This window comes from Streptomyces sp. NPDC022552, assembly GCF_055561875.1.
Genome location: NZ_JBVHGJ010000003.1, coordinates 231257 through 247665 on the forward strand (window position 1 = coordinate 231257; position 16409 = coordinate 247665).

Below are 16409 nucleotides of genomic sequence, written 5' to 3' on the forward strand. Positions count from 1 at the left end.
TCTCTCCGGTTCGGCCGGGGCTACAGCGGGTGCAGGCCGGGGAAGGTGAGGCCGAGGGTCTCGGGGAGACCCATGCGGACGTTGAGGGACTGCACGGCGTTGCCGGCACCGCCCTTGACCAGGTTGTCCAGGGCTCCGATCGCGCTCAGCCGGCGGGTGTCCTCGTCGAGGGCGAAGCCGACGTCGCAGAAGTTCGATCCGAGCAGGATCTTCGGGTCGGGGTAGCGGTAGATGCCGCGCTGGTGGGCGACGACGCGGACGAAGGGCTCGGCCGCGTAGCACTCGCGGAAGGCCCGGCGGACCGCCTTGGTGTCGGCCCCGGGGCGCAGGGTGGCGTGGCAGAGGGTCTGGGCTCCGCGGACCGCCTCGACGCCGGTGGCGGTCATGGCGGTCGGCAGGCCGAGGTGCTGGGCGATCTCGGCCTCGTGCCGGTGCCGGGTGGGCGCGAAGACGCGCATCGCGCCGCTGCGTTCGGCGTGCAGGTTGGCCGGTCCCGCGGTGGCGCCCGAGCCGCTGGAGCCGGTCTTCGCGTCGACCTGGGCGCCTCGTTCGAGGTCGATCAGGTCGTGCGCCACCAAAGGGTGGAGGGCGAGCACGGCGGCCGTGGCCATGCAGCCGGGCACGCTGATCAGGTCGGCGGTGCGCAGGCGCTCGCGGTAGAGCTCCGGCAGACCGGGGACGAAGTCGTCCAGCAGCTTCGGCGCCAGGTGCTCCTCGCCGTAGTAGCGCCGGAAGACCTCGGTGTCGTAGAGCCGGAAGTCGCCGGTCAGGTCGAGGACGACGCCGGCGCGCGAGCGCCAGCGCTCGATCTGGGTCATCGCCACCCGGTGCGGCAGCGCCAGGAACACCGCGTCGCTCTCCGGCGCCTCCTCGGCCGAGCAGAACGTCAGATCGGTCACGGAGCGCAGATTGGGATGCACACCGTCGATCCGCTTGCCGGGGAAGCGGGACGACACGGCGCCCACCACCTCGACCTCGGGGTGCCCCAGCAACAGCCGCAGCAGTTCCCCGCCGATGTAGCCGGCCGCACCGACCACCGTCACTCTCAGCACGGCCACGCCCTCCTCACCTGCACGCTCCGAAGCGCCTCCACCACGTCCTCCAATTCGAACGGTCTTGACCTCAAGGGGAATGCACGTACGCGGCCGGTCCGGCCCGCGGGCCCGTCAGCCGTCGTTCTCGGCGGCCAGGACGCCGAAGTTGCGGCGGGCGATCGACACGGCGAGGTCCTGCACGGCGAAGGCCGTCATGTAGTAGCCGTGCGGCGGTATGCCGGGGTCCAGCGTCAGGGTGAACGTCGTCTCGCCGGTCCCGTCCGGGGCGATCCTGACCTTGCGCAGGTCCGGTTCGATCGTGCAGCCGGCGCGCCCGTAGCTGGCGAAGAAGAGGCCGAGGCGCAGGATGCCGGGCCGGGCGCCGCGCACGGCCACCCGCACCTCGTTGGTCGTCCCCTGCTCGGCGCCGTCCTCGGCGTGGATCAGCAGCGACGGGGAGTCGAAGAGCCGGAAGGCGACGTCACCGCAGCGGGTGCAGACGACGCCCTCGAAGTCGAGCGAGGTGGGGACGAGGGCACGCCGGCTGTAGCGCTCGGCGGGCCGGCCGCACTGGCAGCGCACGTGGCTGACGTCGGACATGTCGATCCGGCTGCGCTCGCCGAAGTAGGCGAAGCAGTTGCTGAGTTCGTTCTCCGGGTCCTTGGTGAACTGGGTGGCGATCGTCATGTCCAGCGACTGCAGGTCGTCCATCAGGCCGCGGAGCACCGGGGTGCGGTCCTGGTTCACCGCCAGGTCACGCCGGGAGACCTGGCTCTCGACCTTGGTGGCGAGCTTGCCCAGGCGGGGGCGGAGCGGGTGGTTGGGGGCCAGCACCCCGCCGGCCAGGTACGCGGTGAGGCGGGCGGAGGCGGTGAGGAGCAGCGGCTCCGGCTCGACGGCGGGCAACTCGGGCGTGGGGCCCGTGTCCTCGCCCGTGCCGAACTGGACGTAGGCGGGGTACGGCTCCGAGGTGCCGATGCTCGCGTTGAGCGCCTCGGTCGAGGAGGCGCCCGCCAGGGCGGCGTCCGTCCAGACGAGGTTCTCCGGGCGGGCGGAGGCGTGGACGGTGATGGCGCCGACGACGTTCCTCGCGGTCCCGTCGATGGCGTTGAGCATCAGCTGGTACTTCGGGTCGAAGACGGCGGCGTCGGCGAAGGGGGCGTTGTTGCAGGAGCTCAGCACGATCTCGGCGGCGCGGACGTCCCTGAGCTGGATCAGCTTGTCCACGGGCTTGTAGCAGGTGGAGGTGGCGCAGATCGGGGCGACCATGGCCAGGTTGCGTCCGACGGTCTCGTTCAGACCGCAGAGGGTGTATTCGGCGAGGTTGATCGAGTCGTCCTTGCCGTGCCCCTGGATCATCAGCCGCCGCCAGCGGGTGCCGAGGATCTCGGACCTGACGTCGGTGGTCCCCACCTCGCCCTCGTTGCGGAGGTGGATGCCGTCGCGGGTGAGACCGCGGTCGACGCCGGTGAAGAGGCCGAGCTCGTGCACGTCCGGGGCCGGCGCGACGTACTGCTTGGCGGTGAACCAGGCGAGGGAGGCGGCGTCGCGGCCGGTGAGGAACGACAGCCGCACGTCCGGCCGGCGCGAGGCGGCGCGGACCAGCGGCCAGATGAGGTCCACCGTGAAGTGCTCGTAGAGACCGGCGATCAGGAGGGAGTACGGCTCGGTGCGGCCGTTCTCCTCCGGGGCGAGCCGCTCGAGCAGGGCGGGGGCGAGCTCCTCCTGGTCGAGCCAGGTGAGGGCGCAGGGCGCGATCAGCGCGTGCAGTCCGGCCGGCAGGGACTCGGGCCTGAGCACGACGCCGTACGTGCGGGCGGCCGGGCGGGTCACCTCCCCGTAGAGGGTGGCCGCGCGCTCGGCGGAGGCGGCCAGGTCGGCCCGTCCGCCGGTCCACACCGGGACGGACACGGGCGCGTCCGCGGCGAGGAACTCGTCGACGGCGGCGGCGTACGAACCCGCGTCGTCGAGGACCGAGAACGGCGAGCGCGTCAAAGTTGCCGTCCCGACGCCGGGACCGTGGGACTCGGACTGCATGAGGTGGGGCTCCTTCGGGGAAGTCGTGCGCTTCTGGGCTTTGCGGAAGGTCCGGAACGCGGCGCGCCCCGGCGTACACAGCGCGCCGGGGCGGGCCACTGCCTGGGACGGCTACTCGCCCCAGTCCTCTTCGACCTCGGGGGCGAGGGCGAGCACCATGGGGTCGAGCGCGACGACCTCCAGCTCGCTCCGGCAACCCCCGCATTCCAGAATCTCGTTGAGCCTGACCGAGTCGCCGATGGTCACCGGCTCCTCGCACTCCGGGCAGGACAGGGCAGTCGTGGTGGTCAAGAGACGTGTTCCTTTCGGCCGGTTCTTCCCGTGCGGGCCGCGGTGTCGAGGGCGGTACGGACCGTCCTCACGACCCGTTCCGCGGTGAGGTCGTAGTGCGCGACGAGGTGTTCCTGGTGGCCGACCTGGGTGACGAAGGTGTCGGGCACACCCAGCCGCACCACCCGTACCGGCTCGCGCTCGGCCAGCGTCTCGGCCACCGCGCCGCCGAGTCCGCCGCCCCGCCAGTGCTCCTCCAGCGTCACGACGAGGTCGGCCGGGCGGGCCGCGGCGATCAGCGTCTCGGTGTCGAGCGGTCGCAGCGTGTGCATGTTCAGCACGGTGGCCTCGATGCCGTGCCCGGCGAGCACGTCCGCCGCCGCGAGGCAGGCGAGCACCGGGTACGGGCCGCAGCTCGCGAGGACGACGTCGCCGCCCTCCCGCAGCGTCTGCGCCTGCCCGATGACGGGAGGCGGGCCGACGGGCAGCGGCGGGGTCGCCTTGCGGCCGAGGCGGACGTAGAGCGGTCCGGGCAGGTTCAGGCTCTGCTCGACGAACGCCTCCGTGGCGGCGGCGTCGGCCGGCACCACCACGGTCATGCCGGGCAGCACCCGCATCACGGCGAGGTCTTCCAGGGCCTGGTGGGTGGGGCCGAGGTGGCCCGCGGCCAGGCCGCCGTGGGTGGCCATGATGCGGACCGGCAGCCGGTTGTAGGCGATGTCGATCTTGATGGCCTCCAGTGCGCGGGAGGTGGCGAAGGCGGCCATCGTGTTGACGAACGGAACTCGTCCGCAGGCCGCCATGCCGGCGGCCACGCCCATCAGGTTCTGCTCGGCGATACCGAGGTTGAGGTACTGCTCTCCGGCGGCCGCCGCGTGGTCCGCGCTGAACAGTCCGGTGTCGGAGTCCAGGCACATCAGCTCGGGGTGGCGCGCCAGGAGCGGAAGCAGGGCGTCCCGGTACGCCTCGCGGGTCGCGCGGCTCATCCCAGGGCCTCCGTGGCTCGTAGTGCGTTCAGCGCCCGCGCGTGGTTGCGGGGCGAGAGGGTGACGTAGTGGCTCGCCGGGCGGCCGGCCAGGAAGGGCAGGCCGTGGCCCTTGACCGTGCGGGCGAGCAGCACGCTCGGCTTGCCCGGCTCCCACGGCGCGCCGTCGAGGTGCTCGGCGAGCAGCGCCGGATCGTGGCCGTCCACCTCGCGCACCGACCATCCGAAGCTGCGCCAGCGTTCGGCCAGCGGCTCCATCGGTGCGATGCCCTGGGTCGGTCCGGTCAGCTGCAGGCCGTTGCAGTCCACGACGGCGACCAGCCGGTCGAGGCGCAGGCTGGCGGCCGCGATCGCGGCCTCCCACACCGAACCCTCCTGCAGTTCGCCGTCGCCGAGCAGGACGAAGCTGCGCGCCGGGCTCTGCGCGTAGCGGGCGGCCAGCGCGAAGCCGCAGCCCAGGGCGAGCCCGTGGCCGAGCGAGCCGGTCGGCAGCTCCACGCCGGGCACCGCGCGGACCGGGTGGCCCATCAGCCGGCTGCCGGGGCGGCCGAACTCGGCGAGCTCCTCGACCGGGAAGTAGCCGCGCTCGGCCAGGGTCGCGTACAGCGCGACGGCGGCGTGGCCCTTGCTGAGCAGGAAGCGGTCGCGGTGCGGATCGTCCGGCCGGCTCGGGTCCACGTCGAGGACGGAGAAGTACAGTGCGGTGAGCACGTCGGTGCAGGAGAGCCCGCCACCGAGGTGGCCGCCCTCGGGCCCGGCGCACATGTCGACCACGTGCCGGCGGATGCGGGCTGCGATCGCGTCGAGCGTTCCGAGTGCGTCCCGCTCCAGCAGTTGGGTTCCGGTCATGACGCCGCCTTCGCCAGCGTGGCCACCATGTCCTTGTTCGCCCACACCTTCTCGAAGGCGTCGGCGTACAGCGAGAGCAGCTCCCCCGCCCCGGGGTTGAGGTGGCGCTTCTGGATGGTCAGCGAGTCCGCGATGACCTCGCGGGTCACCGGGTAGCCCTCGCCCTGGAGCGTGCCGGGCGCACCGGTCACGGCCCACGGGTGGCCCGAGCCGAAGCCGAGGCGGTCGACGAACACCTTCTGGTCGGGCAGCGGCATCAGCTGGTACTGCGACATCGGGACGCCCTCGGCGCGCAGCAGCCGGCGCAGGGCCGAGCGCAGCGCTTGCGGGCTCACGCCGTCCAGGCCGAACGCGGCCGCGTCGAAGCGGAAGCGCAGGATGTGCCAGACGTGGGTGGTGTCCGGGAGTGCGGTGGGCACCTGGAGGCCGGGCAGCCCCGCGAGCCGGGCGAGGAACGCGGTGACGTTCCGCTGCCGGCGCTCCTCGTACCCGTCGAAGCGGGCGAGCTGCGCGGAGGTGAACGCGGCCTGGAGGGCGTTCATCTTGTGGTTCCAGCCGAGGCCGTACGAGACGTAGTCGCGGTCGCGGCCGGCCTCGATCACCTCGCCGAACTGCCGGCCCCTGCGCATCGCCTCGGCCAGCTCGTCGCTGCCGGTCACGAGCAGTCCGCCCTCGCCGCAGGTCGGTATGTTCTTGCTGACCTGGAGGCTGAAGGAGCCCGCGTCGCCGATCCCGCCGACCGGCCGGCCGCGGTGGGTCGCCCCGGGGGCCTGTGCGGCGTCCTCGACCACCGCGAGGTCGTGCTTGCGGGCGATCGCCATGATGCGGTCCATGTCGGCGGGCGCGCCGTGCAGGTGTACGGGGATGATCGCGCGGGTCCTGGGCGTGATCCGCCGCTCGATGTCGTCCGGGTCGATGTTGAAGGTGACCGGGTCGATGTCGGCGAAGACCGGGACGGCCATCTGGTGCACCGGCGCGAGCCCGGTCGCGATGAAGCTGAGCGCGGGCACGATCACCTCGTCCCCCGGTCCGACACCGAGCGCGGACAGCGCCAGGGACAGCGCGGCGGTCCCGTTGGACACCGCGACGCACTGCGCGAAGCCGAAGCGGCGGGCCCAGTCGTGCTCCAGCTCGGAGACCGGGTTCACGCCGTCGGTGTCGGACACCAGCCGTGCGCCGTCGAGGGCGTCGAGAACGGCCTTGCGGTCCTCGTCCTCGATCAGGGGCCACTGCACATGACGTCGGTCTTTCGGCACGGCCGGCGTACCGCCGAGCGCTGCCAGCTTGCTGCTCACTCTTCACTCCGGGAGGTCACGAGGGTCGATGCGTACACGATCAGAGCCGGGCCGCCACCGCGCCGACGGCGTCGACCGCGCGGGCGTAGGCGCTGCGCAGCAGCGTGGTGTGGTGCGCTATGTCGAGGGCGGCCGCGCGCGGGTCCTCGAGCCCGTGCGCGCCGGTGAAGCGCAGCCCGGTCCAGGCGTGCGCCACGGTCTCGACGGCGCGGCCCGCTCCGGCCAGCGCCGGATCGCGCCACTCACCGCCGCAGCGGCGCAGCAGTTCACCGTGGAGCGAGGCCTGCGCCTGCATGGCCCAGCCGAACGGGTAGAGCTCGCGCAGCGCTCCGGCGTCGCCCGCCCGGCACCGTTCGAGGAGTTCCGCGGCGAACTGGTCGAAGCCCGCGAGACCGGTGCGGACCGGGCCCGCGGTGGTGAAGTCCTCGGTGTTGGAGCGGAGGAAGCCGCCGAGCAGTTCGGGCGTCAGCGGGGCGGGCACGGCGTCCAGCCGGACGTCGAGGCAGCGCCGGCCGATCCGGGAGTCGCTGAAGAAGGCGTCCTGGACGTCGGTCGGGTTCTCCGAGTTCCAGCTGCGCAGGAACTGCTCGATCGGGACCGCGCCGCGGAAGGCAGGCGGCATCGCGTCCGAGACGTGGACGACGCCACGGGTCTCGTCCAGACCGTAGATCACCACCTGGTGCGCGGCGTGCACGTCTCCGTACGCGGGCCGGAACGGCAGGTGGAAGTTGTCGACGGCGGCGATGACCGGCCGGTCCTCGGCGAGCGAGGCGCGCACCTCGCTCCAGACGTCCTGCTCGTCGGCCGGCCTCCACCAGCGCACGCTCAGTGCGTGGTGCGGTGCCAGCGCGGTGCCGAGGTCGATCGCCCCGGACTCGTCGGGCAGGCACGGGTAGTAGAACTCCTCGTGCCGGACGTCGCCCGGCAGGTGCAGGAACCGCCACCCCGCGCCCAGCACGGCGAGGGGGTCGACGCCCTGGCGCGCCAGCACCGAACCGATGGTGGCCTGCAGGCAGCTGATGAGATCGCGGTACCACAGCTCGGGTTCCGGACCGTTGATCGTGTACGTGCGCGCGGTCGTTTCGACGGTCATGTCAGAGCTCCGTCCGCTGGAGGGTGACGGCGAAGATGTGCACCGCGACGTTGCGCGGCAGCAGGATGCCGGTGAGGTCCGCGCGCCGGGTCACGGCCACCCGCTGCGCCCACATCACCGCGGGGACGCCCCGCTGCACGTGGTGCGGGTAGTGCATGGCCAGGCTCTCGAAGGCCTTGACCTCGCCGAACCACGCCGGGGCCGCCCAGAAGTCGGAGACCCGCAGCGGTTCCGCGTCGACCGAGCCGTCCGCGTACGTCAGCTCGACGGTGTCCTCGGAGCGCCGTTCGGACGCGGCCAGGACGTGGATCCAGTCGTACCGGTCCCGGGGGACCTTGATGAACTGGCCGGCGCAGCGGATGTTGTCGGACCCCTCGCAGACCGGAGGGAACTCGAAGGGAACCCCGTCCACGTGGACGAGGCTCCCGCCCGCCGGCAGGTATTCCGCCGCGAACGAGTTACGCCACACATTGAATGCCCCTGCTCCGGTCTCCGCCGCCGAAGATATTGCCGCATTGTTGCGGTGCTCGGAAATGTCGATCCGATCGAACAGAAACCTTGTGGCTGAGGACGTCGAGATCCCCGTCAAGTGCCCCACCTCGCTGGAACGGAATTTACGACTCGAACGTAGTCTGCTGATTCGCGCCCATCGTCCGCGTGGCGATTACCCTGCACATCCGAATGCGGATGCAACGTACGCGCCGGGTAATCATGCGGACGGTTCCGCCGGGCGTCACGGGCGGAGTGCGACGGCGCGCAGCTTCTCGTAGTACGGCTGGTGGTGGTCGCGGAAGGCGCGCAGCACCGGGTCCGCCTCCACCTTCTCCGCTCCGTCGGCCCTGCCGCGGGCGAAGCCGGAGGTCTCGCTGGTCGCCCGGTGCCACTTGCTGGTCGACCGCCACTCCGAGCGCATGCCCGGCTGCCAGCTCAGCGCCTCGGGGCGGAAGGGGATGCCCACCGCCTCGCAGTAGGCCCGCACGGTCTCGGCGGGGCGGTCGAGCAGGTCGTCGGAGTCGATCACGACCGGCGTGGCGCCGGTGACGGCCTGCACGGCGCCGAAGATCTCGTACAGCCGGGCGAAGCCGATCTCGTCCTGGCCCAGCTCCGGGTTGAGCGCGTGGTGCGAGGCGATCGCCTCGGCCGGGTCACGGATGATGAAGGTGTGGGTCGCGGCGGCGAGGAAGGCCTCGTCGGCGAGGAGCGCCGGGTAGTGGAAGTCCGTGGTGTCCTTGAAGAACACCGGCTGACGGGTCCCCATGGCGCGCAGCTGGGCGAGCACGTCCTGCTCGCTGTGCGCGACGCGGTCGCCGACCTCCACCTCGCCGAAGTCGACCACCCGGGAGAAGGGCTCGTGCACGACGGCGTGGTCGCCCCGCTCCGTCATCATCCGCGCGAACGCGGTCGAACGGCAGCGCGGCGCGCTCCACAGCGCGAGCACCGGAATCCGCTCCGACGTGTTCTCCACGACTTCCCCCTCTGTGCCTCGCGGCGGTCAACGATTTCCGCCGGGTTTTCGAATGCGGTCAAGAATGACACGGCACTGACCGGAGCCGGGTAATCAGAATTCGCAACCGAAGCGGCCGGGGTCCCTGCAATACGTCCTCACGATTCCATTCGGCGCGGACGCGCGGACCGACCGTGCCCGCATATTTTTTTCCTCCACGCGGCAGGCCCGCCATGCCGCCCGGCCAACCAGTGGTCCGTTATACGGAGGTCACGTGTCAGCAACGCCCGAGCGCCCAGACGCCCCCAGGATCGCCGTGCTCGCCAGCAGGATCGGCGCTGACGAGAAGCGGCTGTTCGACGCCTTCGAGCGGCGCGGTGTCCTCTTCGAGCACCTCGACCCCCGGCGGCAGTGGTTTCCGGCCGGGCAGCGCGAGCTGCCCTGGAGCCTCGCGCTGAACCGGGAGATCGGCCAGACGCGAGCGGGGTACGCAGCCCGCTGCCTCGCCGCCGCGGGGGTCGACATGGTCAACAGCGTGCCCGCGACCGAGGTGTGCGGCGACAAGTGGCTCACCACCCAGGCCCTGGCGGCGGCCCGCGTACCGACGCCGCGCACCGCGCTCGCCCTCACCCCGCAGGCCGCCCTGGACGCCCTGGACTCCCTCGGCTACCCGGCGGTGCTCAAGCCGCTGGTCGGCTCGTGGGGGCGGCTGGTGGTCCAGCTCCCCGACCGCGTCGCGGCGGAGGGCGTGCTCGAGTACGCCGGCGCGCTGCCCGGACCGCAGTCGCACCTCGCGTACGTGCAGGAGCTGGTCGACAAGCCGGACCGGGACATCCGCGTGATCGTGATCGGCGGACAGGTGGTCGGCGCGATCTACCGGACCGGTGAGGCCCTGCGCACCAATGTGGCGCTCGGCGGCCGGACGCTGCCGTGCGAGGTGACGCCGGACATCGAGAAGCTCTCCCTCGAAGCGGCCGTCGCCGTCGGCGCGGACATCGCCGGCGTCGACCTGATCGAGGACCGCGACGGCCGGCTGCTGGTCCTCGAGGTCAACCACCGGGTGGAGTTCTCCGGTTTCCAGTCCGTCCTCGGCGACCGGGTCAGTGTCGCGGACCACATCCTCGACCACCTGCTGGAACGGAGTCAGCGATGAACTGGCCCTTCACCCCCTCGGGCAGAGTCACCGAGACATACGCCGCAGGGCTGCTGCGCACGATGCTGGAGACCTCCTCCCCCTCGTACCACGAGCGCGAGCTGGCCGACTTCCTCGTCGAGGCGATGACGGGCCTGGGCTTCGCCACGCACATCGACGACGTGGGCAACGTGATCGGCGTGATCGAGCGCGGTGACGGCCCGACCCTGATGCTGCTCGGACACATGGACACCGTCTCGGGCCACGTCCCGGTCCGGTCCGAGGACGGCCGGCTGTACGGCCGCGGCGCGGTGGACGCGAAGGGGCCGCTGGCGGCGATGATCTGCGCCGCGGCCGGCGCGGTGGACTTCCCCGGCAGGATCGTGGTGATCGGCGTCGTCGAGGAGGAGACCCCGGCCTCGCGGGGCGCGATGGCGATCCGGGCCCGCCACGAGCGGCCGGACGCGCTGATCATCGGCGAGCCGAGCGGCTGGTCGAGCGTGGTGCTCGGCTACAAGGGGAAGCTCGACCTGCGCTACACCGTCAAGTGCGCCGCCACGCACCCGAGCAACCCGGTGCCGAAGGCGTCCGAACTGGCCGTCGTCTGCTGGAACTCGCTGCTCGACCTGCTCGGGCCGGACGCGAGCCACGCCGTGTTCGACCGGCCGGGCGCGACCTTGTGCCGGCTCAACGCCGACCTGACCACGGCGACGGTCGACCTCAGCATCCGCACCCCGCCGGGCTTCGACGACGAGAAGCTGGTGCGCGAGCTGCGCGAGCGGCTGACCGACGGTGAGCTCAAGGTGCTGAACGCGGTGTCGGCCTGCCGCGTGGGCCGGGCCGACCCCGCGGTACGCGCCCTGGTCACCGGCATCCGCCAACTGCACGCCCAGCCGCGGCTCGTGCTGAAGACGGCCACCTCGGACATGAACACGCTCGCCGAGGAGTGGGACATCCCCATGGCCACCTACGGTCCGGGCGACAGCAGCCTCGACCACGCCGACGACGAGCACATCATTCTCGCGGACTACCTGCGCGGCATCGACGTGCTGACCATCGCGATCGCGGAGCTGGCACACCTGACCGGGCGCCCGGACGACCGGGTGAGCGCCGCGCCGCCGCCGCTGAGGAGCATCAAGTGACCGACATGACCCAGCGCCTCGCCGCGCTGCCCGAGGAACGCCGCGCGCGTTTCCTGGCCCGGGTACGCCGGCAGGCGGCGGCGGAACCCGGCCTGGTCCCGCGCGGGCACACGGGCCCGGCCCCGCTCTCGCCCGCGCAGGAGTCGCTCCGCTTCCTCGACCGCGCCGCCGCGCCGGGCGGCGGCCCCGCCGGCGGCACGCCCCTGCTGCTGCGCTTGCGGGGCGAGCTCGACCAGGACGCGCTGCACTCGGCGCTGGCCTCGCTGGTGGCCCGGCACGAGGCGCTGCGGACCACGATCGTGGAGCACGAGGACGGCCCGGTCCAGGTGGTCGCGCCCGGGGTCCCGGTGAGGCTTCCGCTGATCGATGCCGACGGCGCGGACCACGAGCAGCGGCTCCGCGCCGCGCGGGAACTGATCGCGCGCCGCACCCGCGAGCCGTTCGACCCGGCCGGCACGCCGGCCTGGCGCGCGCTGCTGGTCCGGGTGGCGGCCGACGATCACCTGTTCCTGCTCGACGTCCCCCCGATCCACTGCGGCCCGGAGTCGCACGGCCTCCTGCTCCGCGACCTCGCCGAGCACTACCGGTCGGCGCGCGAGGGCGACGCCGTCCGGCTGCCCGAACCCGCGGTGCAGTACCCGGACTTCGCGCTGTGGGAGCACGAGCGGCGCGGCGCCGACGACCTGGACCGGCTCACCGCGTACTGGCGCGAGCGGCTGGCCGGCGCCGAGGTGCTGGAGTTCCCGGCCGACCGGCCCCGCGGTGAGATGCGGGGCACCGAGGGCGACGCCCGCCGCTTCGCGATCGGACGGCAGGCCCTGGAGCGGGCGGCGGAACTGGCCCGGCAGGAGGGCGCGGCCACGGCCGATGTGCTCACCGCCGCATTCCTCATGCTGCTGCACCGGTACTGCGGCGTGGACGACCTGGTGATCGGCTCGCCCGACACCGACCGGCCCCACACCGCCCTGTCCTCGACCGTCGGGCTCTTCACCGCACCGCGGGTGCTGCGCGCGGACCTCTCCGGCGACCCGGACTTCCGCACCCTGGTGCGGCGGGTCGCCCGCGAGTCGGCCGAGGCGTCGGCCCACGGCGGCCTGCCGTTCGACCGGCTCGCCGAGGCGGTCGAACCGGTCGTCGACCCGTCGCGCCCGCCGGTCTTCCCGATCGAGTTCGGTGTGCGGTACGAGGAGGCCGCCGCCGCCCTGCCCGGTCTCACCACCTCGCTGGAGACGGTCCGGGCAGGCGTCCCGCGGACCGACATGAGCTGGACCCTGACCTGCCCGCACGAGGCCGGCACCGACGGCTCCCTGGACATCGGTTTCGACTGCGGTCTGTTCGACGCCGAGAGTGTCGCCAGGTTCGCCAGGCACTACGACGGCCTGCTGCACACCCTGACAGCCGACCCGGACGCCCCGCTGTCGGCCGCCGAGCTGCTCGGCCCGGCCGACCTGGCGTTCCTGGCCGAGGTCGGCAGCGGACCGGCGCGGCCGATCCGCGAGTCCACCGTCGTGCAGGAGTTCGAGGCGCGCGTCGAGGAGGCCCCGGACAGCGTGGCGGTCGTCGTCGCCGGCGCCGAGACCGGCTACGCCGAACTCAACCTCCGGGCGAACCGGCTCGCCGCCCTGCTGCGCGAACGCGGTGTCGGCCCGGGCATGCGGGTCGGTCTGTGCCTGCGCAGGAACGTGGACCTGCCGACCTCGATCCTCGCGGTGCTCAAGACCGGCGCGGCCTACGTACCGCTCGACCCGGCGAGCCCCGCCGGGCGGGTCGCGGAGATCGCCGCCGACGCGGAGGTGCGGGTCGTGGTCGCCCACGCCGAGGCCGGCCGGGCCGTAAGCGAGGTCGGCGCTCCCGTCGTGGTGCTGGACGAGGTCCACGCCGAACTGGCGGCGCTGCCTGGCCACAACCCGCCGCTCGCGGCGCGGCCCGGCGACGTCGCGTACGTCATCTACACCTCCGGCAGCACCGGCAAGCCGAAGGGCGTGCTCCTGGAGCACCGCGGCGTGGTGAACTTCATCGACTCCACCCGGGAGCTGTTCGAGCTGACGCCGGCCGACCGGGTGCTCGGCTTCGCCTCGGCGACCTTCGACGTCTCCGTGTTCGAGACCTTCTCCGCCCTGCTGACCGGGGCACGGCTCTACGTGGCGACCGACGAGGAACGGCTCTCCGTCGACCGGCTCCAGTCGCTGATGGAGCGGCACGGCATCACCGTCATCGACCTGCCCCCGACCGTCATGCCGCTGCTGGCCCCGGAGCGGTTCGCCGCGCTGCGGATCGCCTTCGTGGGCGGCGAGAGCTTCAGCGGCGAGCTGGTGAACCGGTGGAATCCCGGGCGCCGGCTGTTCAACGGCTACGGGCCGACCGAGTGCACGGTGACCATGATCGTCGAGGAGTGCCCGGGCAGCTGGGAGACCTCGCCGCCGATCGGCCTGCCGATGACCAACCACGTGGCGCACGTGCTCGACCGCGAGCTGCGCCCGGTCCCGGTCGGTGTGCCGGGCGAACTGGTCATCGGCGGCGCGGGGCTGGCCCGCGGCTACCTCGACCGGGACGAGCTGACCGCGCAGAAGTTCATCGCCGACCCGTTCGGCACCGCGCCCGGCGGCCGGCTGTACCGGACCGGCGACCTGGTGAAGCGGCTGCCGGACGGCCGCCTCGTCTTCCTCGGCCGGATCGACCAGCAGGTCAAGATCCGCGGCCTGCGGATCGAACTGGGCGAGGTGGAGTCGGCGCTGACCGGCTTCGACGGCATCGGCCCGGTCTGCGTGGTGGCCTGGACCGACGACCACGGGGCGAAGCACCTGGTGGGCTACCTGACCGGAGTGACCGAGCAGCAGGTGCCGGCGGTGCGCGAACACCTGGGCGCGCTCCTGCCCGCGTACATGATCCCGTCCTACTTCGTGGTCCTCGGCGAGCTGCCGGTCACCTCCAGCGGCAAGGTCGACCGGCGCAGGCTGCCCGCGCCGGACCCGAGCCGCGCGGGCGAGGAGCGGGGCGAGCGCCGTCCGCCGACCGCGACCGAACGCCGGCTGCTGCGCGAGGTCCTCGCCCCGCTGCTGGGCGAGGACCGGGTCGGCGTGCACGACGACTTCTTCCTGGCCGGCGGCAACAGCCTCCAGGCGGTCCAGCTGATGTCGGCGATCAAGCGCCGGTTCGGGGTGGAGATCGCGCTCGGCGACTTCTTCGCCTCGCCCACCGTGGCCCACCTGGCCGCCACCGTCGACTCCCGCCGCGCCGTCCGGCCGGACGCCGGCCGGGCACCGGTGGCGATGCGCGCCTCGGGCCCGGCGCAGGTGATCCTCATGCACCCCTCGGGAGGTGCGCTGTTCTGCTACGTACCGCTGCTCAGGGCGCTGCCGGAGTCCGTCTCGGTGACCGGGTTCGCCGCCGATCCGCAGGACTGCGCACTGCCTCCGCAGGAGGGCTTGACGGCGTCCGCCGCCAGGATCGCGCACCGTCTCCTTGAGACCGGGCTGCCGGACGCGTACTGCCTGGCCGGCTGGTCGTACGGCGGGGTGCTCGCCTTCGAGGTCGCCCGGCAGATCGAGGAGAAGACCGGACAGCGGGCTCCGGTCGTCCTGCTGGACTCCGCCTACGACGAGGATCCCGTCCCGCTCGACGAGGCGACGGTGCGGGAGCGCTTCGTGCACGACCTCGCCAGGCTGACCGGACGCGACCCGAAGGACATCGAGCCGGAGCTCGACGACGGGGAGGTGGCGGACAGCTACCGGACCTTCCGGTTCTGCGCCCTGGCGATGCAGGAGTACCGCCCGCCGAGCCCGTACGGCGGACCGGTGACCCTGCTCACCGCCTCGCCGCGGATCGCCATGGAAGAGCAGTGGCGGGCGGTGTGCACCGGCCCGTTCCGGGCCGAGAACGTGCCCGGCGACCACTACACCCTGTTCACGGAACCGGCGTTGAGCCGGGTCGTCGCGGCGCTCGAAGCGACGCTCCCCAGTTGAGGAGACCACCATGCGGTTCGGATTCACCGAGGACCAGCGGCAGTTCCGGGCGCACGTGCGCGAGGCGCTGCGCTCACCCGAGGTACGCGCCGCCGCGGCGGAGGCCACCGGCGCGGACGGCGTCGAGCCGGACGCGCGCCCGCTGTACCGGCTGCTCGGGCGGCTGGGCCTGCTCGCCGTGCACTGGCCGGCCGAGTACGGCGGTTCGGGCCGCCCGCCGACCGATGCGGCGATCGTGGCCGAGGAACTGGTGCGGGCCGGCGTGCCGGACACCTTCCACGTCAACACCATCCAGATCGTGGGCCAGTTCCTGCTGATGGCGGGCAGCGAGGAGCAGAAGCGGCGGTACCTGCCGGCGATGGCCCGCGGTGAGAGCTTCGCCTCGGTGCTCTACACCGAGCCGGACGCGGCATCGGATCTCGGGGCACTGCGCGCGGTGGCCCGGCCCGAGGGCGACGACTACCGGATCACCGGAACGAAGGTGTTCAGCCTCAAGACCCGCTTCGTCGACCTCGGGCTGTGCGCGGCCCGGACCACGCCGGGCGCGGGGAAGTACCAGGGCATCAGTCTGTTCCTGGTCGACATGACGGCCCCCGGCGTCACGGTGTCGGTGATACCCGGCATCGGCGACGAACACTTCCACCGGGTGGACCTCGACGCGGTTCCGGTACCGGGCGGCGACCTGATCGGGGCGCGCGACGGCGGATGGCCGCTGCTCAACGAGGCCCTGGCCGTCGAACGCACCGGCCTCGACTACTACCTCAAGGCCGAGCGCTGGTTCGGCGCGGCGCTCGACGCGCTGATCGACGACGCCCCCGACTCGGGGCACGAGGACCGTCTGGAGCAGATCGGCCGGTGGCACGGGGCGCTGACCGCCGACCACGTGCTCTCCTGGGAGGTTCTCACCGGCCTCGCCGCCGGCCGGGTCGACCAGCTCTCGGCGGCCGTCGCCAAGTACCACAGCAGCGAACTCGCGCAGTCCGTGGCGGCCTGGGCCGTCGGCATCCCCACCCCCGGGCAGCGGGCCGACCGCACCGGGGAGTCGCTGGTCCTGGACTCCGCCTACCGGGAGGCCCCGGGGCTCACGCTGTCGGCGGGGACCTCCGAGGTGATGCTCCAGATCGTGACCGTCGCGTTCGACTCCGTCGGACAGGAAGAGTACTGAC

The 16409-nt window shown here is 72.6% G+C and carries 13 protein-coding genes; 4 read left to right on the forward strand and 9 right to left on the reverse strand.

Annotated elements, in window-relative coordinates:
- Positions 1-20 precede the first annotated feature (20 nt).
- The 9 genes from argC to ACZ3OF_RS10835 all read right to left on the reverse strand — a co-directional run bounded on the left by argC (position 21) and on the right by ACZ3OF_RS10835 (position 9028).
- Positions 21-1052, reverse strand: coding sequence for an N-acetyl-gamma-glutamyl-phosphate reductase (gene argC, locus ACZ3OF_RS10795; RefSeq protein ID WP_361668795.1), 1032 nt, complete (start codon positions 1050-1052; stop codon positions 21-23).
- A gap of 114 nt (positions 1053-1166) precedes the next feature.
- The gene (locus tag ACZ3OF_RS10800) at positions 1167-3029 is read right to left on the reverse strand and encodes a hypothetical protein (RefSeq protein WP_467304066.1); all 1863 of its coding nucleotides are present in this window, start codon (positions 3027-3029) and stop codon (positions 1167-1169) included.
- 153 nt (positions 3030-3182) lie between these two features.
- Positions 3183-3362 (reverse strand): lysine biosynthesis protein LysW, encoded by a 180-nt coding sequence (locus ACZ3OF_RS10805; protein ID WP_355832333.1) that lies wholly within the window; start codon positions 3360-3362, stop codon positions 3183-3185.
- On the reverse strand, positions 3359-4327 hold the full coding sequence (locus ACZ3OF_RS10810; protein ID WP_467304068.1) for a transketolase family protein: 969 nt from the start codon (positions 4325-4327) through the stop codon (positions 3359-3361). Before ACZ3OF_RS10810 ends, ACZ3OF_RS10805 begins: the two co-directional genes overlap by 4 nt.
- Entirely contained in the window at positions 4324-5175 is an 852-nt protein-coding gene (locus ACZ3OF_RS10815; RefSeq protein ID WP_467304070.1) for a transketolase, read from the reverse strand. The genes ACZ3OF_RS10810 and ACZ3OF_RS10815 overlap by 4 nt, the downstream gene beginning before the upstream one ends.
- Entirely contained in the window at positions 5172-6470 is a 1299-nt protein-coding gene (locus tag ACZ3OF_RS10820; protein WP_361668280.1) for a DegT/DnrJ/EryC1/StrS family aminotransferase, read from the reverse strand. Before ACZ3OF_RS10820 ends, ACZ3OF_RS10815 begins: the two co-directional genes overlap by 4 nt.
- Before the next feature lie 40 nt (positions 6471-6510).
- Positions 6511-7563, reverse strand: coding sequence for a BtrH N-terminal domain-containing protein (locus tag ACZ3OF_RS10825; RefSeq protein WP_361668278.1), 1053 nt, complete (start codon positions 7561-7563; stop codon positions 6511-6513).
- Between the two features lies 1 nt (position 7564).
- Positions 7565-7975: a hypothetical protein gene (locus ACZ3OF_RS10830; RefSeq protein ID WP_361668275.1), complete on the reverse strand. Its 411-nt coding sequence runs from the start codon at positions 7973-7975 to the stop codon at positions 7565-7567.
- Positions 7976-8296: 321 nt separating this feature from the next.
- Positions 8297-9028 carry a sulfotransferase-like domain-containing protein gene (locus ACZ3OF_RS10835; protein ID WP_361668272.1) on the reverse strand — a complete coding sequence of 244 codons (732 nt, stop codon included), beginning with the start codon at positions 9026-9028 and terminating at the stop codon, positions 8297-8299.
- A 253-nt stretch (positions 9029-9281) separates the two neighbouring features.
- Here ACZ3OF_RS10835 and ACZ3OF_RS10840 point away from each other — a divergent pair, with 253 nt between their 5' ends.
- Genes ACZ3OF_RS10840 through ACZ3OF_RS10855 form a run of 4 tightly spaced genes read left to right on the forward strand, consistent with a single transcriptional unit; the run spans position 9282 to position 16408 of the window.
- On the forward strand, positions 9282-10160 hold the full coding sequence (locus ACZ3OF_RS10840) for a RimK family alpha-L-glutamate ligase (RefSeq protein ID WP_467304072.1): 879 nt from the start codon (positions 9282-9284) through the stop codon (positions 10158-10160).
- Positions 10157-11281, forward strand: a complete 1125-nt coding sequence (locus ACZ3OF_RS10845) for a M20/M25/M40 family metallo-hydrolase (protein ID WP_361668268.1) — start codon at positions 10157-10159, stop codon at positions 11279-11281. Before ACZ3OF_RS10840 ends, ACZ3OF_RS10845 begins: the two co-directional genes overlap by 4 nt.
- Positions 11282-11286: 5 nt before the next feature.
- Complete coding sequence (locus tag ACZ3OF_RS10850) at positions 11287-15243, forward strand: non-ribosomal peptide synthetase (protein WP_467304443.1); 3957 nt, start codon at positions 11287-11289, stop codon at positions 15241-15243.
- A 10-nt stretch (positions 15244-15253) separates the two neighbouring features.
- Positions 15254-16408 carry an acyl-CoA dehydrogenase family protein gene (locus tag ACZ3OF_RS10855; RefSeq protein ID WP_467304075.1) on the forward strand — a complete coding sequence of 385 codons (1155 nt, stop codon included), beginning with the start codon at positions 15254-15256 and terminating at the stop codon, positions 16406-16408.
- The last annotated feature ends 1 nt before the right edge of the window (position 16409 follow it).